The organism is Fusibacter ferrireducens (genome assembly GCF_015352425.1).
Lineage (GTDB): Bacteria > Bacillota > Clostridia > Peptostreptococcales > Acidaminobacteraceae > Fusibacter_A > Fusibacter_A ferrireducens.
The window spans coordinates 275,822-294,750 of sequence record NZ_JADKNH010000006.1; the positions used below are offsets into that span (position 1 = coordinate 275,822).

Below are 18,929 nucleotides of genomic sequence, written 5' to 3' on the forward strand. Positions count from 1 at the left end.
TGATATTTCTGCCTTCAATATTTAGTTTTTTATGATTTTAGCACATTTGCACTAGTGTTACAACTACTTTATTAAAATTGGCAAATTTTTTTCCATAAAGCTGAAGGTGTCTTCAGCAGATTTAAGGTTAAAATTTAGAGTTGAAACTCATTATGAATTGCAATAACAGCCTTTTGGTAATCACTTTCTCTGATAATGCACGAAATATTGATATCCGATGTGGATACCATATCAATCTCTACACCTTCATTTGCAAGACATCTAAAAACTCTCGACGCTACGCCAGCAGCTGACTTCATACCTACCCCAATGATACAGACTTTAGCCACTTTCTCATTGCCAAATACAGCCTGTGCCTTAACTTCTTTTCCAATGCGATTTGCAAGCTCCAACGCTGAATCAAATTCATCTTCTGAAACCGTATATGAAATGGTTAAATTATCTTTATCCACATAATTTTGTGTGATAACATCTACATTGATATTGTTATTAGCAATTTCTTCAAAAATATAAGCAATATTTTGCGACGTATGTGGTACATTCGCCAATGTTATTTTTGCATTATTTGTTGTGTGCGCTACGCCTCTAACCAGTACATCTTCCATGTTTTCATCCTCCTCAGTAACATAAGTGCCAATCGTGTCTGTAAATGATGATCTCAAGTGGATTGGCAAATGATTTTTTGCAGCGAGTTCAACACTCCTGAGATGTAACACTTTAGCGCCTGAACCTGCCATCTCCAACATTTCTTCAAAAGAAATTTTTGAAATCTTATGTGCATTTGGAACAATCCTAGGATCTGCAGTATAAACGCCATCAACATCTGTATAAATTTCGATCTCTGATGCATTAAGCGCTACACCTATTGCCACTGCCGAAGTATCTGAACCACCTCTTCCAAGTGTCGTAATTTCAAAATTTCTCGTTACACCTTGAAATCCCGCTATGATTACTACTTTATTCTGATCGAGTGCTTCTGTAATTTTTTTGGTTTCAATCGCTTCTATTTTAGCTTTATTGTGATTGTCATCTGTAAAGATGCCCACTTGCGAGCTCGTGAATGAAATGGCCTCTTCACCTAAGTCCTTTATGGCCATCGCCAAAAGTGAAATCGAAATTTGTTCACCTGTGGCAAGAATCATGTCTAGTTCTCTTCCAGAAGGCTTTTCCGTTACTTCTTTAGCTCGTTTCACAAGCTCATCGGTCATGCCAGCAGGTGCAGAAACAACAACGACTACTTTATTCCCTTTCTTTTTAGTTCTAACCACCTTATTTGCAACATTTTTTACGCATTTGGCATTTGCCATAGAAGTCCCACCATATTTTTGAACAATAATATTCATGAAAAACCTCCTTTCATAAATTTCTGGTTAACAGTATTTAAATCCATTTACTTACATACAAAAAAATCATATAAAAAAATCGCATTCAAATCGAAGGCGATAAAGATCATAAATCTCTTCTTATCTATCACTTCATAAAGAAATGCAGGAATTAGCACCACGCATCGAATGGGATGCAGGTTGCTGGACGTCATTGAGCCTGTTCTCTCAGCCACTCTTGATAAGGTATTCAATTATAGAACAAAATATAAATGGTTTTAACTCAATAGCAATGTTAACACAATTCCATTGCCCTTTCAAGTAAAAATGTCAATAATATCATGTCTTTTTTTGAAAACATTACAAGTCTATGCGTTCAATAGAGCCCATTTGATAGTGCATTTAATCCGATTTAAACAGAAAAGAAGATCCGACAAGTTTCTGCCAGATCTTCTCTTTCATTCTATAGTTTTTCTATTTTTCGAAATGATTTACTTTGCTTTGATCTATTTCTAAATTCACTTTTGAGATACAATTGCCATTCAAGACTCTGATTTATGCGTTCTTTTTTAGGCGATACGAAATCATTCATTATATAATATTGCTGCATCATAATCGATACTTCCTTTCTTCATAAAAACATTGATTTATTGAACACTTTAATGGGTTAAACATTCTACCATCAAGCACTCTTTTCTGATTCTTTCTCTTCTCTATTTTGTGTAATCTTTTTTGAGGTTTTTTCATTTAAAATTTCCATTTCACCCTCTTCAATAAACTGATTTGTATAGAGTTCATAGTAATGACCCTTTTCTGTCATCAGTTCTTGATGGGTGCCTTGCTCTATGACGACGCCTTTTTCAAGTACCAAAATGCGATCTGCATTTCGAATCGTTGACAATCTATGCGCAACAATAAAACTTGTTCTATTTTCTAATATACGGTCAATAGCATATTGAATTTTAGCTTCTGTCTCTGTATCAATAGAGGACGTCGCCTCGTCTAAAAAGAATATCCTCGGTGCTGATAAAATGGCTCTTGCAAAGGATACGAGCTGTTTCTCACCAGTAGAGAGCAATGCACCGCCTTCACCCACTTCAGATTCATAACCTTTTTCAAGCTTACTTATGAACCCATGAGCATTTACAATTTTAGCGGCATTTACGATTTCTTCATCCGTTGCATCTAACTTGCCATAGCGGATATTCTCCTTTATGGTACCACTAAACAAGTGCGGTGCCTGTAAGACATATCCAATATTCGCATGAAGCCAATTTTGTGATCTCAACTTGTAATCCACGCCATCTATTAAAATTTCTCCACTTGTGGGTTCATAAAACCTACAAGCCAAATTGACGATTGTACTTTTCCCTGAACCTGTTTCGCCAACAAGCGCCACAGTCTCTCCCTGATTTACTTTCAAATTAAAATCTTTGAGAATGTATTCACCTTTCTTATAGAAAAAGTCTACATTTTTAAACTCAATTTGACCTTTTAAAGGTTCCCAGTTCTCCGTCTTTTGATGGTAATGGTCACCGTATTTGGCGAGCACCTCCTCAGATTCAAGGATATCCTCTTCTTCATTGATGAGATTCATAACGCGTTCTGCAGCCGCCTGAGCACTGATCATTTCCGTATAGATTCTAGCAAGTTCTAATACAGGATCAAAGAATTGACGTGCATAGGTGATAAACAACACTAAGGTCCCATAAGTGATTGTAGAGTTCATTACGAATATGCTTCCAAAATAAAGTGTTAACACCATCCCAATTGCAGAGATAAAAAGTGCCACAGGTAAATAACCCGCTGAAAAAGTGGCCGCCCTAATGGACGTGCGCTTCATATCTTGTGTTACAACGCCAAATTCTCTGCTATTGAGATCCTCTCTGACAAGCGTTTTAGTCGTTTTTGCGCCCACTATGCCTTCATTGAAGAGTCCTGTAATTTTGGAGTTTATTTTTCTAACATTTCTATAGGCCACCAACATCTTTTTTTCGAATAACACGCTTATAAATGCCAATATAGGAACTGTCACTAACGTCACAAGCGCCAACTTAACATTGACAATGAGCATGACGATGGAGATGCCAAACATCATTGCAAGCCCCCAAATCATATCCACAAGTCCCCAGGCAACCGTTTCTGAAATCTTAGTTGCATCTGAAGTTGTCCTTGCGATCATCCAGCCGATTGCATTTCGATCATAATAGCTAAACGACAATTTTTGCAATTTTTCAAAACAGTCTTTTCGCATTTTATAAACCAAATTCATTTCGATTTTCCCTGCATGTCGGATAAATGAAAATATAATTATAGAGAGTAAAAGGGCTAAAGCTAAATACATCACACCCACTTTACCAAGACCTTGGGCATTTCCAGGTATCACATAATGATCAATTGCATACTGTGTTAAGAGTGGAAAGGATATATCCACGCAAGCAAGTGATACCATAAAAACGCATAGAATTATAAAATCTCTTTTAAACTCAGAGAAATACTGAATCAGTGCTTTCCATATTTTATTATCATATTTCAATTTCATTTCTTTGTTGTTTTCCACTAAGATGCCCCCTTTTATTAACTAACTGCTTTTATTAGCTAACCATTTTTTGCAAATCCCAAATCCGTCTATAAAGGCCCTCATCCTCCACAAGTTGGCGATGAGTTCCTTTTTGTATGATCTTCCCATCGTCTAGGACAATGATGATATCTGCTTCCGATAAGGTTGAGATTCTATGGCTGATAATCATAGTTGTTATTTCTTTGTTGCGTTCATTAAGTGCTCGTCTAATGCGCATATCTGTTTCTGTATCCACTGCGCTCAATGAATCGTCAAAGATCAATATACGCTTATCTGGATCAATTATAGTTCTTGAAATAGCAATTCTTTGTTTTTGTCCACCAGATAGAGAAACCCCTTTTTCGCCAATGACAGTTTCATAGCCTTCTCTAAATGTGAGAATATTTTCATGAATAGAGGCTGTTTGTGCCGCCATGTAGATGTCTTGATCTTTGAAATCATTTCGTATGATGCCAATGTTCTCTTTAAGTGTCTTTGCATAGAGATAGGGTTCTTGTAAAATAAGGCCTATTTTTTGGCGAATCCACTGTTTTTTTATGGTCTTGAGTTCAATACCATCTATTTTTATACTGCCCTCATACTCATATAATCTCTGTAAAAGATGCACTAATGTTGACTTGCCTGAGCCTGTTGAACCCAAAATGCCCAGTGTTTGCCCCATAGGTAAATCAAAAGATATATTTTGAAGCGCTACTTTGCCATCTGGATAACTAAAGGAAACATTCTCAAACTGAATATGTCCCAAAACTTGTGCTTCAACTTCATGCGGCTGATCTTCTTCAACTGCTTCGTTTAAAATTTCTTCCACACGTGTAATTGAAACAGTTGTTTTTCCAAGCTCACTTAACATTCTTCCCGATTGTTTTACTGGCCAGAGCAGCATGGATTCGTAAGTGATAAAAGCCACCATGGTACCAATACTAATTTCACCTGAAATCACCATTGTAGAGCCCACAACCAATACAATGCCACTTTGGATAAGCGTTAACAAATCCGAGGATGACCAGAAGACGGCAAGGACCTCAATCAAACGATAAGTTACTTTACAATACTCAGTGTTCACTTTTTCAAATTTATCAATTTCGTATTTTTCTCTACCAAAAGCACGTACAACTCTGACGCCCGATAGATTTTCCTGCAATACGGTTGTCAATACACTTTCTGCTTCATCCGATTTTTTAAAGCGCTTCTGAACCTTTGTGAAAAAAATATAGGAAAAGGCAAATAGAACAGGAATTAGTGCAATGGCGTAGATCGTCAATTTTAGATTCAAGCGCATCATAATGACCACTGATAGTAGGATCATAAAGATGATTCTACCCAGATCCACAATCTGAACGCCTAGAAATTTCCTAATAGTTTCCACATCAGATGTACATCTTTGAATCATGTCACCAGTTTCTTTTTTGGTGTGAGATTCATAAGACATGTATTGAATTTGTCTATATAAATTATTCTTTATATTTTCTGCAATGTGTTCCGCCGCATAGTTTGATAAATAACCCTTGAGAAATAAAAACACACCTCTTATCAGTCCAATACCTATAACCATCCACACGACACTCATTAGATTCTTGCCAAACGCATCCATCAGGAATTGCAAATTACCTGCTGGCTCATCTCCTATAATTGAATCAATCGCATATTTTATCAAAATAGGTGTCGCCAGTTGCATCACTGTTGCTATGACGATTGAAAGTACAGCCATCAAAAAAATACTCCTGTAACCTTTCAAATATTTGAATATATTTTTCATAATTTCGACCTCCTAACTTTATTGTTTCTAAGTAATAAATTTCTATAAAGTCCGATAATTTCCTTAAATGGTAAAGAAAAAGACCATGCAAGCATGGTCTTTTAAGAGTGAACCCATATTCACTCACATATTTATAATCAGCCACTCTCCTTATTACAGAGAACAAACATGTTTATAGACATAAAAAAACCACAGACTTTTTTGCCTGTGGTTAATCATTCTAAATGATAAATCTCTTAAAATTTCTTATAAGCGATTCCCGCAGGCTACAGAATTATTAAATTGAATTGAGGGCGCACTGATGGCGTAGATACGATTAAATGCTGATTTTCTGTTTAGTACGATGTTCGTTAAAATAATCATTTTGTAACCTCCCTTTTTTATTTTTGTTGATTTATTGTGGCAACCTCGGCTGACCACAAAATAATGATATAACAATTTTTATGGGCTCGCAATACTTTTTTTACACCTGTAACAGTCTTGTAATGTCATTACAGATACTTGTCATTTTAATTTTCACCTTGAAATATACTCAAACGGTTTCAATTAAAGCATTTCAAATTAAAACATGATCTGAGTATTATATTATTTTATAACAACTTTGTAATATTAAAACATGTAAACTGGCATAAAAAGCACTATTTCTGTCCATATTTGTTAACATAAAAATCACGCATATAGCGGCAATCACGCTCTGATAATTCTACTGGACCGCCAATACATTGTGTCAAAAGAGTGACATGTGCTGATTTTTCACATACATGTGTGATTTTTAAAGCTTCTTTCAAATCTTTTCCCACTGCAATCAACCCATGATTTGCCAAGATGACAGCGTTTCTATCCTTTAAGGCTTTAACCGCTTCTACACCAAGCTCCAGAGAACCCGGCAATCTATATTCTGAAACGCGAACGTTGCCACCGACGATTTCTATTAGATCATCCGTTACAGCAGGGATTGGTTTTCTTGCCACAGCCATAGCTGTGCAGTATGTAGAATGTGTATGAATTATTGCAAGGACATCTGGCCTGTTCTTATATATTTCCAGATGCAATGGTAACTCAATTGAAGGTGTCATATCACCATCTATCAAATTTCCCTCTAAATCAATAATAGGAACATTTTCAGATTTAATTTTCTCGTAATCCACACCACTGGGCGTAATTGCTACCAGATCTTCATTGGGAATACGAACACTGATGTTTCCCCAGGAACCAATAACCAAGGATAATCTGGAAATCAACAACCCAGTATCGATGATTTCTTTTCTCGTCATCTGATGTTTAAGTGACATTTTTCCTCCTATGTGCATCCATTTAAATTAATATACATTATACCATATTCTCAACTTATTATGATAGTCATAATGCATTTTTTAAGTGCACATGGTCTGCCAAACAATAAATTTTCTAGATCAGCGCCAATATTTTTTTATGAATTTCAGTGATTGGCAATTGATAATCGACGGCACCAATATCATACGCTACTTTGGGCATACCGTAGACAATACAAGTCTTCTCATCTTGACCTATTGTTTTCGCCCCATTTTGCTTCATATTTAAAAGACCTTTGGCACCATCTTGTCCCATGCCTGTCAATATAATACCAATCGCCTGTTTGCCATAGAATTGGGCAACGGACTCAAAGAGCACATCCACAGAAGGAATATGCCCGTTTCTCTTGTCGCCTTCAAAAAGCTTCACGGTCATCTTGCGTCCCTGCCTATGAAGCCTCATTTGAAGTCCTCCTGGCGCTATTAATGCGATGCCATCTTGAACTTCATCACCGTCTTCTGCCTCTTTAACAATCATTCTACAAGCTGAATTTAATCTTTGGGCATACATTTTTGTAAAGACAGGGGGCATATGTTGAACAATAACAATCCCTGGAACATCTGCGGGCAATTTATGCAGTATCTCAAAAAGCGCCTCTGTGCCACCTGTGGATGCACCCACTGCAATGATCCTATTCGTTTGTCTCTGATGATCCTTACTTTCTTCATTAGACTTTCTAATAATGCGCTTTAAACCGCTCACATTTGCAATGGACGCGATTTTCACTTTAATAATTAACTCGTTAATAAAAAGATCCAGCGCATTTTCAGAAGTTGAGCTTGGCTTATTTACAAATTCCACAGCACCATACTTTAAGGCATCAAATACCATATTGTCAAGCGATGACATCACCACTACTGGAAGCGGATATTGAGGCATTAGCCTCTTTAAAAATTCTATGCCATCCATTTTAGGCATTTGAACATCCAATATCATTACATCCGGTTCATAGATCAAAATTTTATCGCGCGCATCATAGGGATCCATAGCCGTAGCAACGACTTCAATTCCCGCATCTTTTTCAAGTTTATTTTTTAATGTTTCCCGAAATAAAAGGGAATCATCTACAATGAGCACACGGATTTTTCTTTGTGACATACACTACTCCTTTTTGTAGATTGCAGGTTGAATATATTTAAAGCCCTGTGAGCGGTCTTCAATTGTCTCAGAATGCCCAATAAATAGATAGCCTCCTGGCATTAGAGCATTGTAGAATTTATTGATGAGCTCTTTTTTGGATTCTTTATCAAAGTATATCATGACATTGCGACAAAATATAATATGGAATTTTTTTTTAAATGGAAACGCATTCATTAAATTGAACTTTCTAAAAATCACTTCATTTTTGATATTGCTCTTCACTAAAAATTTTTCATCATTTAGTTTTAAGAAATAACGTTCACGTATTTTTTTATCCAGTTTTTCAACTTGAGGACTTTCATACTCTCCTCTATTAGCGGATTCTAGGACTTTTAGAGAAATATCTGTGGCAAGCACTTTACTATCCCATAGCGTTTTATTTTTACCTAAGTACGCCTCAAGCGTCATCACAATGGAATATGCCTCTTCACCACTTGAACACCCTGCTGACCAAATCCTGATATCTCGTGTCTGTTGTTCTTTAAGTACAATTTCTGGAAGTGCAATTTCTTTTAAGAAATTAAAGTGTTTTTCCTCTCTAAAAAAATAAGTGTGATTAGTTGTGATTTTATTGATAAATTCAGATATTTCTTTTCCTGTTTTATCTGCCTCAATAATATCAAAATAGCTGCTGAAATTTTTAAAACCTCTTACTTCAAGTATATGCGAAAACCGGCTCTCCACAAGTGTCTTTTTCTTTTCTGTTAACAAAATGCCATAGTTCTTATAAACAAAATCTTGAATACGTCTAAATTCACGGTCTTCTATATTCATATTCACCTCAATTTTTATAAAAGAGGTGCTCTTTCAAGCAACCCCTTTCATAATAGTCTATGTGTGGCACAAATCAATACTTGCCAAATTCACCGTCGTCTAAATTGATGATCTTTTCCTTAGGCAAAATTTTAGGAGCCTCTTGACTAACGACTTGTTTCATTTTCTTTTGTCCCTTATTTCCCACTAGGATAAATTTCGAAATCATGTCTCTAAGCATCTCTGCTTGTGCAGACATTTCCTCACTTGCTGCAGCACTTTCCTCAGCTGTAGCTGTATTATTTTGAGTAACATCTGATACTTGGTTGACCCCTTCGTTGATTTGAGCAATCGCTGTTGCTTGTTCATTGGAGGCATTGGCAATATTAGAAACCAATTCCGCTACTTTAGTTACACCTTCAACGATTTCATTTAAGGCCACAGCAGTATTATTCGCTATCTCTGTACCACTTGTGACTTTGCTAATTGAATTTTCAATTAAATCCGTTGTCTCTTTAGCTGCATTGGCACTTCTAGCTGCTAGATTTCTGACTTCTTCAGCCACCACTGCAAATCCTTTGCCATGTTCGCCAGCTCTTGCCGCCTCCACAGCTGCATTGAGTGCCAATATATTGGTTTGAAAAGCAATTTCATCAATTACTTTGATAATTTTGGAGATGTTGTTTGAAGAATCGTTAATATCTTTCATAGCTGTAATCATTTCATTCATTCTGGAGTTACCAACAATGGCACCATCTTTAGCGGTCACTGATAAATCATTGGCTTTATTAGCTGAAACGGCATTCTCTTTTGTCTGTTCTGCAACTTGCGTGATTGCCGCTGTTATTTCCTCAATGGCACTGGCTTGCTCTGTTGAACCTTGGGATAGACTTTGTGAAGATGCACTCACTTGATTTGCACCCGTATTAACTTGTTCAGCTGCGATGCCAATTTCGCCGAGTACTGAATTGAAAGACTCTAAAATGGTTTCAAGTGCCATTTTAATCTTAATGAAGTCCCCTTTAAAATCAATTCTGACATTTACAGTAAAGTCCCCATCACTCATTCTTGCAAGGACATGGGCAATTTCATTGATATAACTTACCAGTGAGTCAATCGTTGTATTCAAAGCATTTTTAATGGCCGCATGATCTCCCTTATAGTCGCCTTTAACTCTTATACCTAGGTTGCCTTCCGCAACCTCAGCAAGTACAGTTGCCGATTCGCGTACTGGTTCAATAACGGCATCCAAAGTCTCATTTACACCCATTATAATTTTCTTATAGTCACCTAAATGACGTGTTTCATCAGCTCGATAGTTTAAGTCACCTTTTTTAGCCGCTTCTATAAGCGTATTGGTATCTTTAACGAGGCCGCTGATACCATCCAAACATTTATTGATACTCACTTTAATATTGTTAAAGTCACCATAGTAAGTATCTGTAATCTTTTCAGGGATGATCCCATTTCCTATGTCAGTAATGTAATCATTCGTAAAGTTAATTGGAACGACGAAGGCTTCAATAAGCTGATTAATGCCTAAAATCAAATCATTCCAAACGCCTGTTAACATGCCCTCTTTACCTCTTTTATTAAGTTCTCCCTTTAGAACCGCTTGTGTCAACATGTCCGTTTCATTAAGGAGGAGATTCAAGCTTTCAACAGCACGCTTTAAGTTCAAATTGAGTACATCTTTATCCGATTTAATATTGACTTCAATATTGCGATCACCCTCTGCAATGAGTCTTGCGATTTCAGCTTGTGCTTTAATGTTGTCAACCATATCAATAAAGGCAACCGTCATAACACCTACTTCATCTTTACTATTTGCCACGAGTTCTACTTCTACATCTCCAGTTGCAAGTGTCTGTGCGGCAAATGTCACTTGATTGATGCCTTTGACTAAACTTTTAACTATGTAGATATTAAATACAATACCCGTAATGAGTGCAAATACAAAACCGTATAGAAGTACTTGGGTTGTTGCGTTAACCGCTTTAATGGTTTCAATCGCTCCCGTTTTTGTCTCTTGCATCCCCTCTTGAGCAATACTTGCAGCTACAGCTGTCAAATTATTACCTATTTCCAACCTCTTTTCTCCAACAGATTTGAGCTCATCGAAGAGATTGGCAATGATGCTCATATTAGATTTATATGTGCCAGTGGCTGTTTTTATGCGTTCAAGTTGCTGTATATTATTCTCTTGCATCGTTATCTTTTCAATTTCATCTATAACTAATGAAATGTTATCAAAATCATTAAGAATTGATCTAATTTCTGCTGCATCTCTACTTGCAATGCCCTTTTGATTTTTTACTCTGATGTTATTGTTTAAATTGAGAATTTCCGTGATCATTTCTATCTTCCTGTTTCTATCCAATAATTTTTCTTCAGGATCATTGTTGCTAATTTGATCATGTAACTTGTTTATCTGGTCATTATAGTATTTTGTTGCTTCATCCACAGAGACGATTGCAGCACTATCCAATAAATCTTTGGATTCTTCCATTTTTTTATAAGCAAGATGCGTTTGTTCAATAAGGGCATTGTACGCATTATAGGCTTGTAAACCTTCCTCATATGACGCTTTTATTTCTTCCGCATTTTTACTCTGAATAAAGTCATCTAATGTAGCTAAATCTGATTTAGCCGCTTCCATTCCCAAAACTGCTTCGTCATAGTAAGTTTGCTCTCCAGATAGGCCGTAGGCTCTACTGTTTAACATGACATTGTTTATATTTTGATTGAAATTTGTCGCAATTTCCAAAACAACTAGATAATTATCCTGCATAGATTCTGCTTGATTTTTCTGTAACCCTAAATTATAAATCGTATAACCTATCACTAACGAAATAATTAAAATCATCGTTCCAATCCCAATAATAATCTTAGACCCAATTTTTCTATTTTTAAGCATCCCAATCTTCCTTTCTACTCAAACAAAAGTTTCTCAATATCCATGAGTGTTACCATATGATCATTGCTCTTTGTAATGCCTTGGACAAATCGGCTTTTTTTATCAAAACTTTTTTGAGATGTAATCTGTTCTTTTTCAACAGATACCACTTCAAGTACGGTGTCCACTATGACACCCACTGTGTATTCTTCAAAATTCATAACAATAATACATGTACGATCGTCATAATCTCTAAGTTTTTTTCCAAATCTAGCTCTTATCTCAATCACAGGTATGATCTGACCTCTCAGATTAATAACACCTTTGACATAGGAATCTTGTTGCGGCACTAGCGTTATTTCTTGAATTCGATTGATATCCACAATAAAATTTATATCGAATCCATAAACTTCCTTGTCCACTTGAAAGGTCAAATATTTGATTATCTCCTTTGGAATATTTTTATATTCTCCGGTATCTTCGACTTTTCTGTTTTTCATCTCATGTTCCCCCCTCCCTTAATTTACGAGACTGTCAGGATCCAATATCAGGCTGATTCTACCATCACCCAGTAGTGCGAAACCCGTCATGCCATCGATTGTCTTTAAGTACTTGGGAGCACTTTTTACAACGAGTTGCTGTTCTCCTAAAATAGCATCTGCAAAAAATACTTTTTCTTTACCATTTTCTTCTATCATAATGAGAATGCCCTCATTAAAATTTGTGATTTCTGTTTCAATGCCATATTTCTCATGCAATCTTAAAATTGGAAAAACTTGTCCCCTGACCATAACGAGCTCATTGCCATCAGGATCTTGTGTAATATCACTCTCTTTGGCTATAAATGACTCTCTAATTGAAATAATAGGAATAGAAAATATGGTCTTACCCACCTGCATCATCATGCCATTTATAATAGCCAGTGTCAGTGGAATTTTTATAGCAAACTCTGTGCCTATGCCAAGCTCTGAGCTCACAATAACACTGCCACCTAGTTTTTTTATATTTCTGGCCACAACATCCAGTCCAACACCCCTACCTGAAAATTCTGTGACTTGATCCTTTGTTGAAAATCCAGGCTCAAAGAGCATCTCATAAACTTCACGATCTTGATACTCTGATCTTTGCCTCGTCAGCAGGTTCCTTTCCTCACATTTATCCAAGATTTTTTCTCGATCTAACCCCTTTCCATCATCTTTTACGATAATCCACACATCACCACCAGAATGCTTTGCTTCTAAAACAATAGTCCCCTTCTCTGGTTTCCCCATATCAATGCGTTCCTCTGTGGATTCTAACCCATGATCCATAGAATTTCTTATGATATGCATCAGAGGATCTGTGATATTTTCAATGACGTTTTTATCAACCTCTGTGGTTTCGCCAATAATGATCAGATCAACTTCTTTTCCAACTTTCTTCTTCATGTCTCGAACAATACGCGTCATTTTCTGAAAAGTTAACGTCAACGGAACCATGCGCATGCTCATAACAGTGTCTTGTAGTTCATTCATGATAATTCTAAATTGACGCGCCGCTTTTTCAAAATTTTCTAGATGTAGATTTTGAATTTCTGGATTCCGCGTAACCATGGACTCGGAAACAACTAATTCTCCCACTAAATCCATCAGTTTATCCACTCGGGTAACATCTACGCTAATAAAACTTTGTTTAGCTACTTTCTTACTTTCAACATCCGTTTTAACTTCATTTGATTTCGTTGTTTTTATAACTTTCTTTTCTCGATTAATTTCTTGATTCAAATGACTGATTTCTTGATTTAAAGGATCTGTTGCTTGGTTTTTTACGTCCCCCTCATCGGTTTCCACAGTCTCTGAATCAGATTCAATTGCAGTTTCGCCTGAAGTGTTTTTATCGAGTTCATCGTCTGGCGTGTCATTTGTTTCAGTTTCATTCTCCAATATTGATTCTTCGAATATGCCTGCTTCAATATTTTTGTATGCTTTTGAAAATATCTGTTCATCAATTTCCAAAAGATCATATGTTTTGAGAAAGCTAACGCCACTTACTACTTCTTGCATTTCCTCAATGCTCATTTCACTCTTTAGATAAATTCTAAATCCATTCTCTACAATATGGTCTGCTGCCCCCGGATCTCCGGTAATATCTACGGGTATATGTATCAAACCATTAACTTTATCTTTAATGCTGTGAACAAAAGTAAAAGCGCGGATATTTTCCATACCGCATCCATCTTCATATGCCATTTTTAATCTAAAATAGTTAAATGGATTTGATTCATCAGATTTTAGATTCCCTTCTGAATTTTCAACTTTTTTAGGAGATATATAATATTGTGGTTTAATGTTACTCTCATCAGAAGCGCTATATTGTTCTCTATCATTCATAAATTTAAGTGATTCTAGATAGGTAACAATTTCATCTCTAAGTTCATTGGCTTCACCATCGGGCTGTAGATCTTGCCCCAATTTCTTCACTTCTTCTTTTACAAAATCGATCATGGCAAGTGTCAAATCTGTTATGCGAGAGGGATTATACTTGATTGCTTTATTATTTCTTAAAAAATCAAACAAATCTTCTAGTCTATGTGCAATTACTGCTATGCCTTCATACATCATCATCATAGAATTGCCTTTGATGGTATGCATGATTCTAAAAATTTCATCAATTGCGAAATCGAGACTTTCCTCTTTTTCAGATGCCATCATCAATTGCTCAAGCCGATCAATAAGTTGTGTTGTCTCATATACATACATTTCTATCATCGGCTCATTTTGATTATAATCACTCATTAACATACCTCCTTCTGGCGTGTCGATTCATTAAATAAATCAGCACCCCCATGAGTTACTATCGTTGTATATGATACCAACTTTAGGATATTTTTAAACGCTACTTTCCATTTTTATATTACAAAAAATTAAAAAAGCCCTACTCGGGGCCTGATTTTGTGGTAATTTTAGTTTAATTTTAAATTAAAGGTATTTATATTTAACCATTTCTTGCGTTCAGCGTACAAGGGATAATATCTTTCAACAACTTCCCAAAACCGTTTAGAATGATTCAATTCTTTAAGATGCGCTAATTCATGTACAATGATGTAATCTACAATTTCTTTTGGCAGTAAAACAAGGTTTAGAGAAAAATTAAGATTGCCTTTAGAACTACAGCTCCCCCATCGCGATCTCATAAGCTTAATTCGAATTTCATTTGGATTAAGCTGCATCTCATCGGACCACATTTTCACGCGAACAATCAAATAATTTTTTAAGAATACTCTCAATAGTTTTATAATTTCCTGTTTTATCGCTTCAGCTTCATGTGCAACTGTAGAGCGAATCATAATGCGTTTATGCACTTGATCCAAATAAGAATTTACACTATCAGATATTGTAATCCTATAATCTTCATACCAAATTGGAACTGTCGAACCGATTTCAAAATTCAAAGGCGGCCACAATAGGGCATTGGTTTTCATCCATTCTACTTTGCGATCTATCCAGTCTGCCTTGTCCTCTAAAATGGCCTTAATCATTTGACTTGTATATCGCTTGGGGGCTTTAACCGTTACAGAACCATCCCTTTCCACTCTAATTTCACAAGTCTTACGGTTTGATTTTACAACATTAATCTTCATATTGCCTCATATTCATTCTATTCACCTCATAAAATTTAAACCTTTTACCCGCCTACAGTTGACTCATGATGGTTGATTTAACCGTTTCAGCAAGCGCCACTGTTTCCTTATTCATCTCTCTATTGATCTCAATTGGCTCGGATATAATCACTTCAACAGTAGCAGGTTTTATGAGCATTGATCCCTTTTTCATAATATTTTTTGAATTTTTTATGGTTACAGGCACAATGGGTACACCCGATTTAGTTGCAAGTTTTAACCCACCGGGTTTAAAAGATTTAACTTCTCCATCTGGACTTCTTGTTCCTTCTGGAAATATGACCAGTGATTGTCCTTCTTTTAAAAAAGTTACACCTTGGCTAATCCCTTTTACTTGTTGCCTGATATCACTTCGATCCATAAAAATACATTTCATATGTTTCATCCAATCACGTACAAAAGGCATCTTTAAAAGTTCAATCTTGGCGATAAAACCTTTTGTCTTTGGCAAATATGAAATCGCCAACGGAATATCAAAGTTGCTTTGATGATTGCACACATAGAGCACAGCAGTATCCTTCGGAATATTTTCAAGACCTGTTATCTCGACTTTACATCCAGCTAATTTGAGCAGCTGAGTCGTCCACTGTCTTGCCTTTTGATCTGCAAACTCTACTTTTTCATCTTCTGTCATTTTATTTGCCTTAAAAAGAGCGGGCATCAATCCAATTAAGCTTATCCAAAAATAGGCAAACCATACAATTGTTCTTATCATCTTTTTCTCCATTTTGTCAGATCGTTTTTTATGAATATTTTGTTTTTATGAATAGCGTTATTAAATAGGTAATCCTTATTAAATCAGCGTTATACTGTAGTCGCATTCAAATTCAGTTTGGCCATCAAGTTTGATAATGCCCTGCTTTTCTTTTAGATTTTGTGAAGTGCCTTCAAAATCTGCGATGCCATGCCAAGGTTCAATACAAACAAAAGGTGCCTTTGGAGACCATATGCCAATATAAGGATAGTTACAACATTCGAACTTCAGTATATCGCCTTCTCCATCTGAATTCAATATAAATCCATTAATATGTTCTCCTTTAAAAATCAAAGCATCTTCCTCAAATAATTTTGGCGTAAGTCTTAATCTACCGGCCTCAAGAGCAATATCTCTATAACCATCCACAATCAAACCACTGTTGAGTGCTATTTTCAAACTCTCTAGAGAAGCTTCTTCCGTCTGCATTTCAATCCTCAAAAAGCTCTTTTCCGAATTCAGGTCACAGTTGAATGCAGGATGTGCCCCTATGGAAAAAAACATCTCTTTCGACATCATATTTTTAACACAGTAGTGAATCTGTAGACTATTTTTATTGATTTTATAGGTTACTGCCAATTCAAATTGAAAAGGATATTTTGACATTAATTCTGCATTTTCCCGTAAAATCAATGTCGCTTGATCGTCTGTACACGCTTCCAAAACAAAGACGTGATCTCTTGCAAAACCATGTCTAGGCAGTTCATATTTAACATCTTCATAGATATATTGTCCATCTTTCAGACTGCCCACAATGGGAAATAAAATAGGGGCCTGCCTCCCCCAATACTGTTTATCCCCTTGCCAAAGCAATTCTTTATTTTTTTTAACATCAAATAAGCTCGTGAGTTCGGCGCCTTTTATCGCTACTTTAACGTTGATATATTCGTTTTTTAATTCAATCAATTTTTAACCTCATTTCGTTTAAAAAAATATTTTTTGGGTATAAAGAAACTAGAGCAAAATCAATGAAAATTGATGTCGCAAAGCTGAAGGGTCTAAATTTTTTGAAGTTGTAAACGCATTCATTATAGGTGCAAGTTCAAGTTTAATTTAAATTCAACTTGAGCTTATAAAACTTATAAAATGAGAAGGCGTTCCTACAAGTTAAAAAACATGATAGCCAGCTACCTCTAAAACTTTTCGGTTAAAAAGGCAAAATCAGTAAAAACTGATGACGCAAAACTAAAGGGCCTAAACTATAAATCATTAAATTTTAAAGGGTATCCACAAACCATTTTAAATTTAATAACACGATTTATAACAGGGTAGCCAGCGACCAGGAAAAGTTTTTCTGTTTTTTGGTTTTTATCACTCTACTTTTCAGACTCTACTTTGTGCTCTAAATTAAAAGGAATTTTTATTGTGAAGGTTGCACCTTCATTTTTTATGCTCTCAACCGATATTTCGCCTTGATGTTTATTGACAATAATATCATGTGAAATACTAAGTCCAAGGCCAGTCCCTTGTCCCACAGGCTTAGTTGTAAAAAATGGATTAAAGATCTTGTTGATAAATTCCGAGTCAATCCCACCACCATTATCCTTTATGATCATATAACCATACTTTTCATCACATAATGTGGACAATTCCACTACACCTAAATTCCCATGATTTTTTGCTTTAATCGCATGTGATGCATTTACAAGCATGTTCACCAAAACTTGCTCAATTTGCCCTTTGTTGCAATAGAGCAACTTACAGTCAGAGTAATGTTTTATAATGGTTGCAGAATACTTAATTTCATTATTGACAATAAGCAACGCTTCATCGATTAAAACATTCATATCTACATACTCATAAACATCTTCATCTGAAATCCTGGCAAAATTACGCATGGTCATCACTATTTTAGCCACACGTTTTAAACCTGTTTCAGAGTCGATCAACACATCTTCAAAATCCTCGAAAATGAAATCCAAGTCTCTATCTTTCCAAAGTCTCTCCATTTTACTTATAGCTTCAGCGTAATCTTCCGCTCTTTCTATTGAACTCATCTCTCTGCTCATTGAAATAAATTCTGAAATTGAATTAACATAGTCCTTTGCAGTGGATAAATTGCTCATAACAAAGGCCAATGGATTGTTGATTTCATGTGCTATTCCTGCTGCAAGTTCACCAATTGCCACCATTTTTTCCTTTTGAACGAGATAATATTGTGCTTCTTTTAGCGCCTTATTGGTTGCCATGAGTTCTGCATTTTGCTTTTCCATTTGAATTGCAGCGCATTTAATCTGATAGTCATTTTGAATCTCTCTTATAACCGCTTTTACTCGAGAGACAAATTCAAGCTCATTAAAAGGTTTTCTTATATAATCTGTAGCGCCATAATCAAAACATTTCTTCAATGTCTGAGTGTCTTCAATTGTCGTTAGCATGATGATTTTAGGCAAGTCTACACAGTTATTATCCATCAGTTTTTCAAGAACTTCTATACCGGAATACTTTGGCATAATAATATCCAGCAAGACCAAATCACATTTGGACGCCATTATAAACGTCAAAGCTTCTTCACCATTAGAAGCAAAAAAGATCTCGCCCTCTATATGGTTTGCAATGAGTGTATCCCTTGCAATTGCTTGATTGATTCTACTATCATCCACTATAAGGATTCTCATATTTCACCTGCTTATCTCCACTAGGTCTCTCTACAACGTGCCTCCTTATTATTATACCAAATTTTGAGTGGATAAATCAAAGAACATAGAGAAAGCTTTCCCCACGTCCTTTAAACTTT

General features: G+C 35.9%; 14 protein-coding genes and 1 riboswitch. All 14 genes read right to left on the reverse strand.

Annotation, left to right across the window (positions count from 1 at the left end; all coding sequences use genetic code 11):
• Positions 1-134 precede the first annotated feature (134 nt).
• On the reverse strand, positions 135-1,343 hold the full coding sequence (locus ISU02_RS11660) for an aspartate kinase (protein WP_194702020.1): 1,209 nt from the start codon (positions 1,341-1,343) through the stop codon (positions 135-137).
• A gap of 117 nt (positions 1,344-1,460) precedes the next feature.
• A riboswitch (SAM riboswitch) is annotated at positions 1,461-1,570 on the reverse strand.
• Positions 1,571-1,785: 215 nt separating this feature from the next.
• The gene (locus ISU02_RS11665; RefSeq protein ID WP_194702021.1) at positions 1,786-1,935 is read right to left on the reverse strand and encodes a hypothetical protein; all 150 of its coding nucleotides are present in this window, start codon (positions 1,933-1,935) and stop codon (positions 1,786-1,788) included.
• A gap of 69 nt (positions 1,936-2,004) precedes the next feature.
• Positions 2,005-3,882: an ABC transporter ATP-binding protein gene (locus tag ISU02_RS11670; protein ID WP_323985038.1), complete on the reverse strand. Its 1,878-nt coding sequence runs from the start codon at positions 3,880-3,882 to the stop codon at positions 2,005-2,007.
• Between the two features lie 34 nt (positions 3,883-3,916).
• Positions 3,917-5,659 carry an ABC transporter ATP-binding protein gene (locus ISU02_RS11675; RefSeq protein ID WP_194702022.1) on the reverse strand — a complete coding sequence of 581 codons (1,743 nt, stop codon included), beginning with the start codon at positions 5,657-5,659 and terminating at the stop codon, positions 3,917-3,919.
• Between the two features lie 638 nt (positions 5,660-6,297).
• The gene (locus tag ISU02_RS11680) at positions 6,298-6,951 is read right to left on the reverse strand and encodes a class II aldolase/adducin family protein (RefSeq protein ID WP_207736269.1); all 654 of its coding nucleotides are present in this window, start codon (positions 6,949-6,951) and stop codon (positions 6,298-6,300) included.
• Between the two features lie 115 nt (positions 6,952-7,066).
• Positions 7,067-8,089, reverse strand: coding sequence for a protein-glutamate methylesterase/protein-glutamine glutaminase (locus ISU02_RS11685; RefSeq protein WP_194702023.1), 1,023 nt, complete (start codon positions 8,087-8,089; stop codon positions 7,067-7,069).
• Positions 8,090-8,092: 3 nt separating this feature from the next.
• Positions 8,093-8,905 (reverse strand): CheR family methyltransferase, encoded by an 813-nt coding sequence (locus tag ISU02_RS11690; protein WP_194702024.1) that lies wholly within the window; start codon positions 8,903-8,905, stop codon positions 8,093-8,095.
• A 73-nt stretch (positions 8,906-8,978) separates the two neighbouring features.
• Positions 8,979-11,801, reverse strand: a complete 2,823-nt coding sequence (locus ISU02_RS11695) for a methyl-accepting chemotaxis protein (RefSeq protein WP_194702025.1) — start codon at positions 11,799-11,801, stop codon at positions 8,979-8,981.
• A gap of 14 nt (positions 11,802-11,815) precedes the next feature.
• Entirely contained in the window at positions 11,816-12,280 is a 465-nt protein-coding gene (locus ISU02_RS11700) for a chemotaxis protein CheW (RefSeq protein ID WP_194702026.1), read from the reverse strand.
• 18 nt (positions 12,281-12,298) lie between these two features.
• Positions 12,299-14,554, reverse strand: coding sequence for a chemotaxis protein CheA (locus ISU02_RS11705; protein ID WP_194702027.1), 2,256 nt, complete (start codon positions 14,552-14,554; stop codon positions 12,299-12,301).
• 167 nt (positions 14,555-14,721) lie between these two features.
• The gene (locus tag ISU02_RS11710) at positions 14,722-15,399 is read right to left on the reverse strand and encodes a M48 family metallopeptidase (RefSeq protein ID WP_194702028.1); all 678 of its coding nucleotides are present in this window, start codon (positions 15,397-15,399) and stop codon (positions 14,722-14,724) included.
• 52 nt (positions 15,400-15,451) lie between these two features.
• Positions 15,452-16,153 carry a lysophospholipid acyltransferase family protein gene (locus tag ISU02_RS11715; protein WP_194702029.1) on the reverse strand — a complete coding sequence of 234 codons (702 nt, stop codon included), beginning with the start codon at positions 16,151-16,153 and terminating at the stop codon, positions 15,452-15,454.
• Positions 16,154-16,231: 78 nt separating this feature from the next.
• Positions 16,232-17,098: an aldose 1-epimerase family protein gene (locus ISU02_RS11720; protein ID WP_194702030.1), complete on the reverse strand. Its 867-nt coding sequence runs from the start codon at positions 17,096-17,098 to the stop codon at positions 16,232-16,234.
• A 410-nt stretch (positions 17,099-17,508) separates the two neighbouring features.
• Positions 17,509-18,810, reverse strand: coding sequence for a response regulator (locus ISU02_RS11725; protein ID WP_194702031.1), 1,302 nt, complete (start codon positions 18,808-18,810; stop codon positions 17,509-17,511).
• Positions 18,811-18,929: the final 119 nt, after the last annotated feature.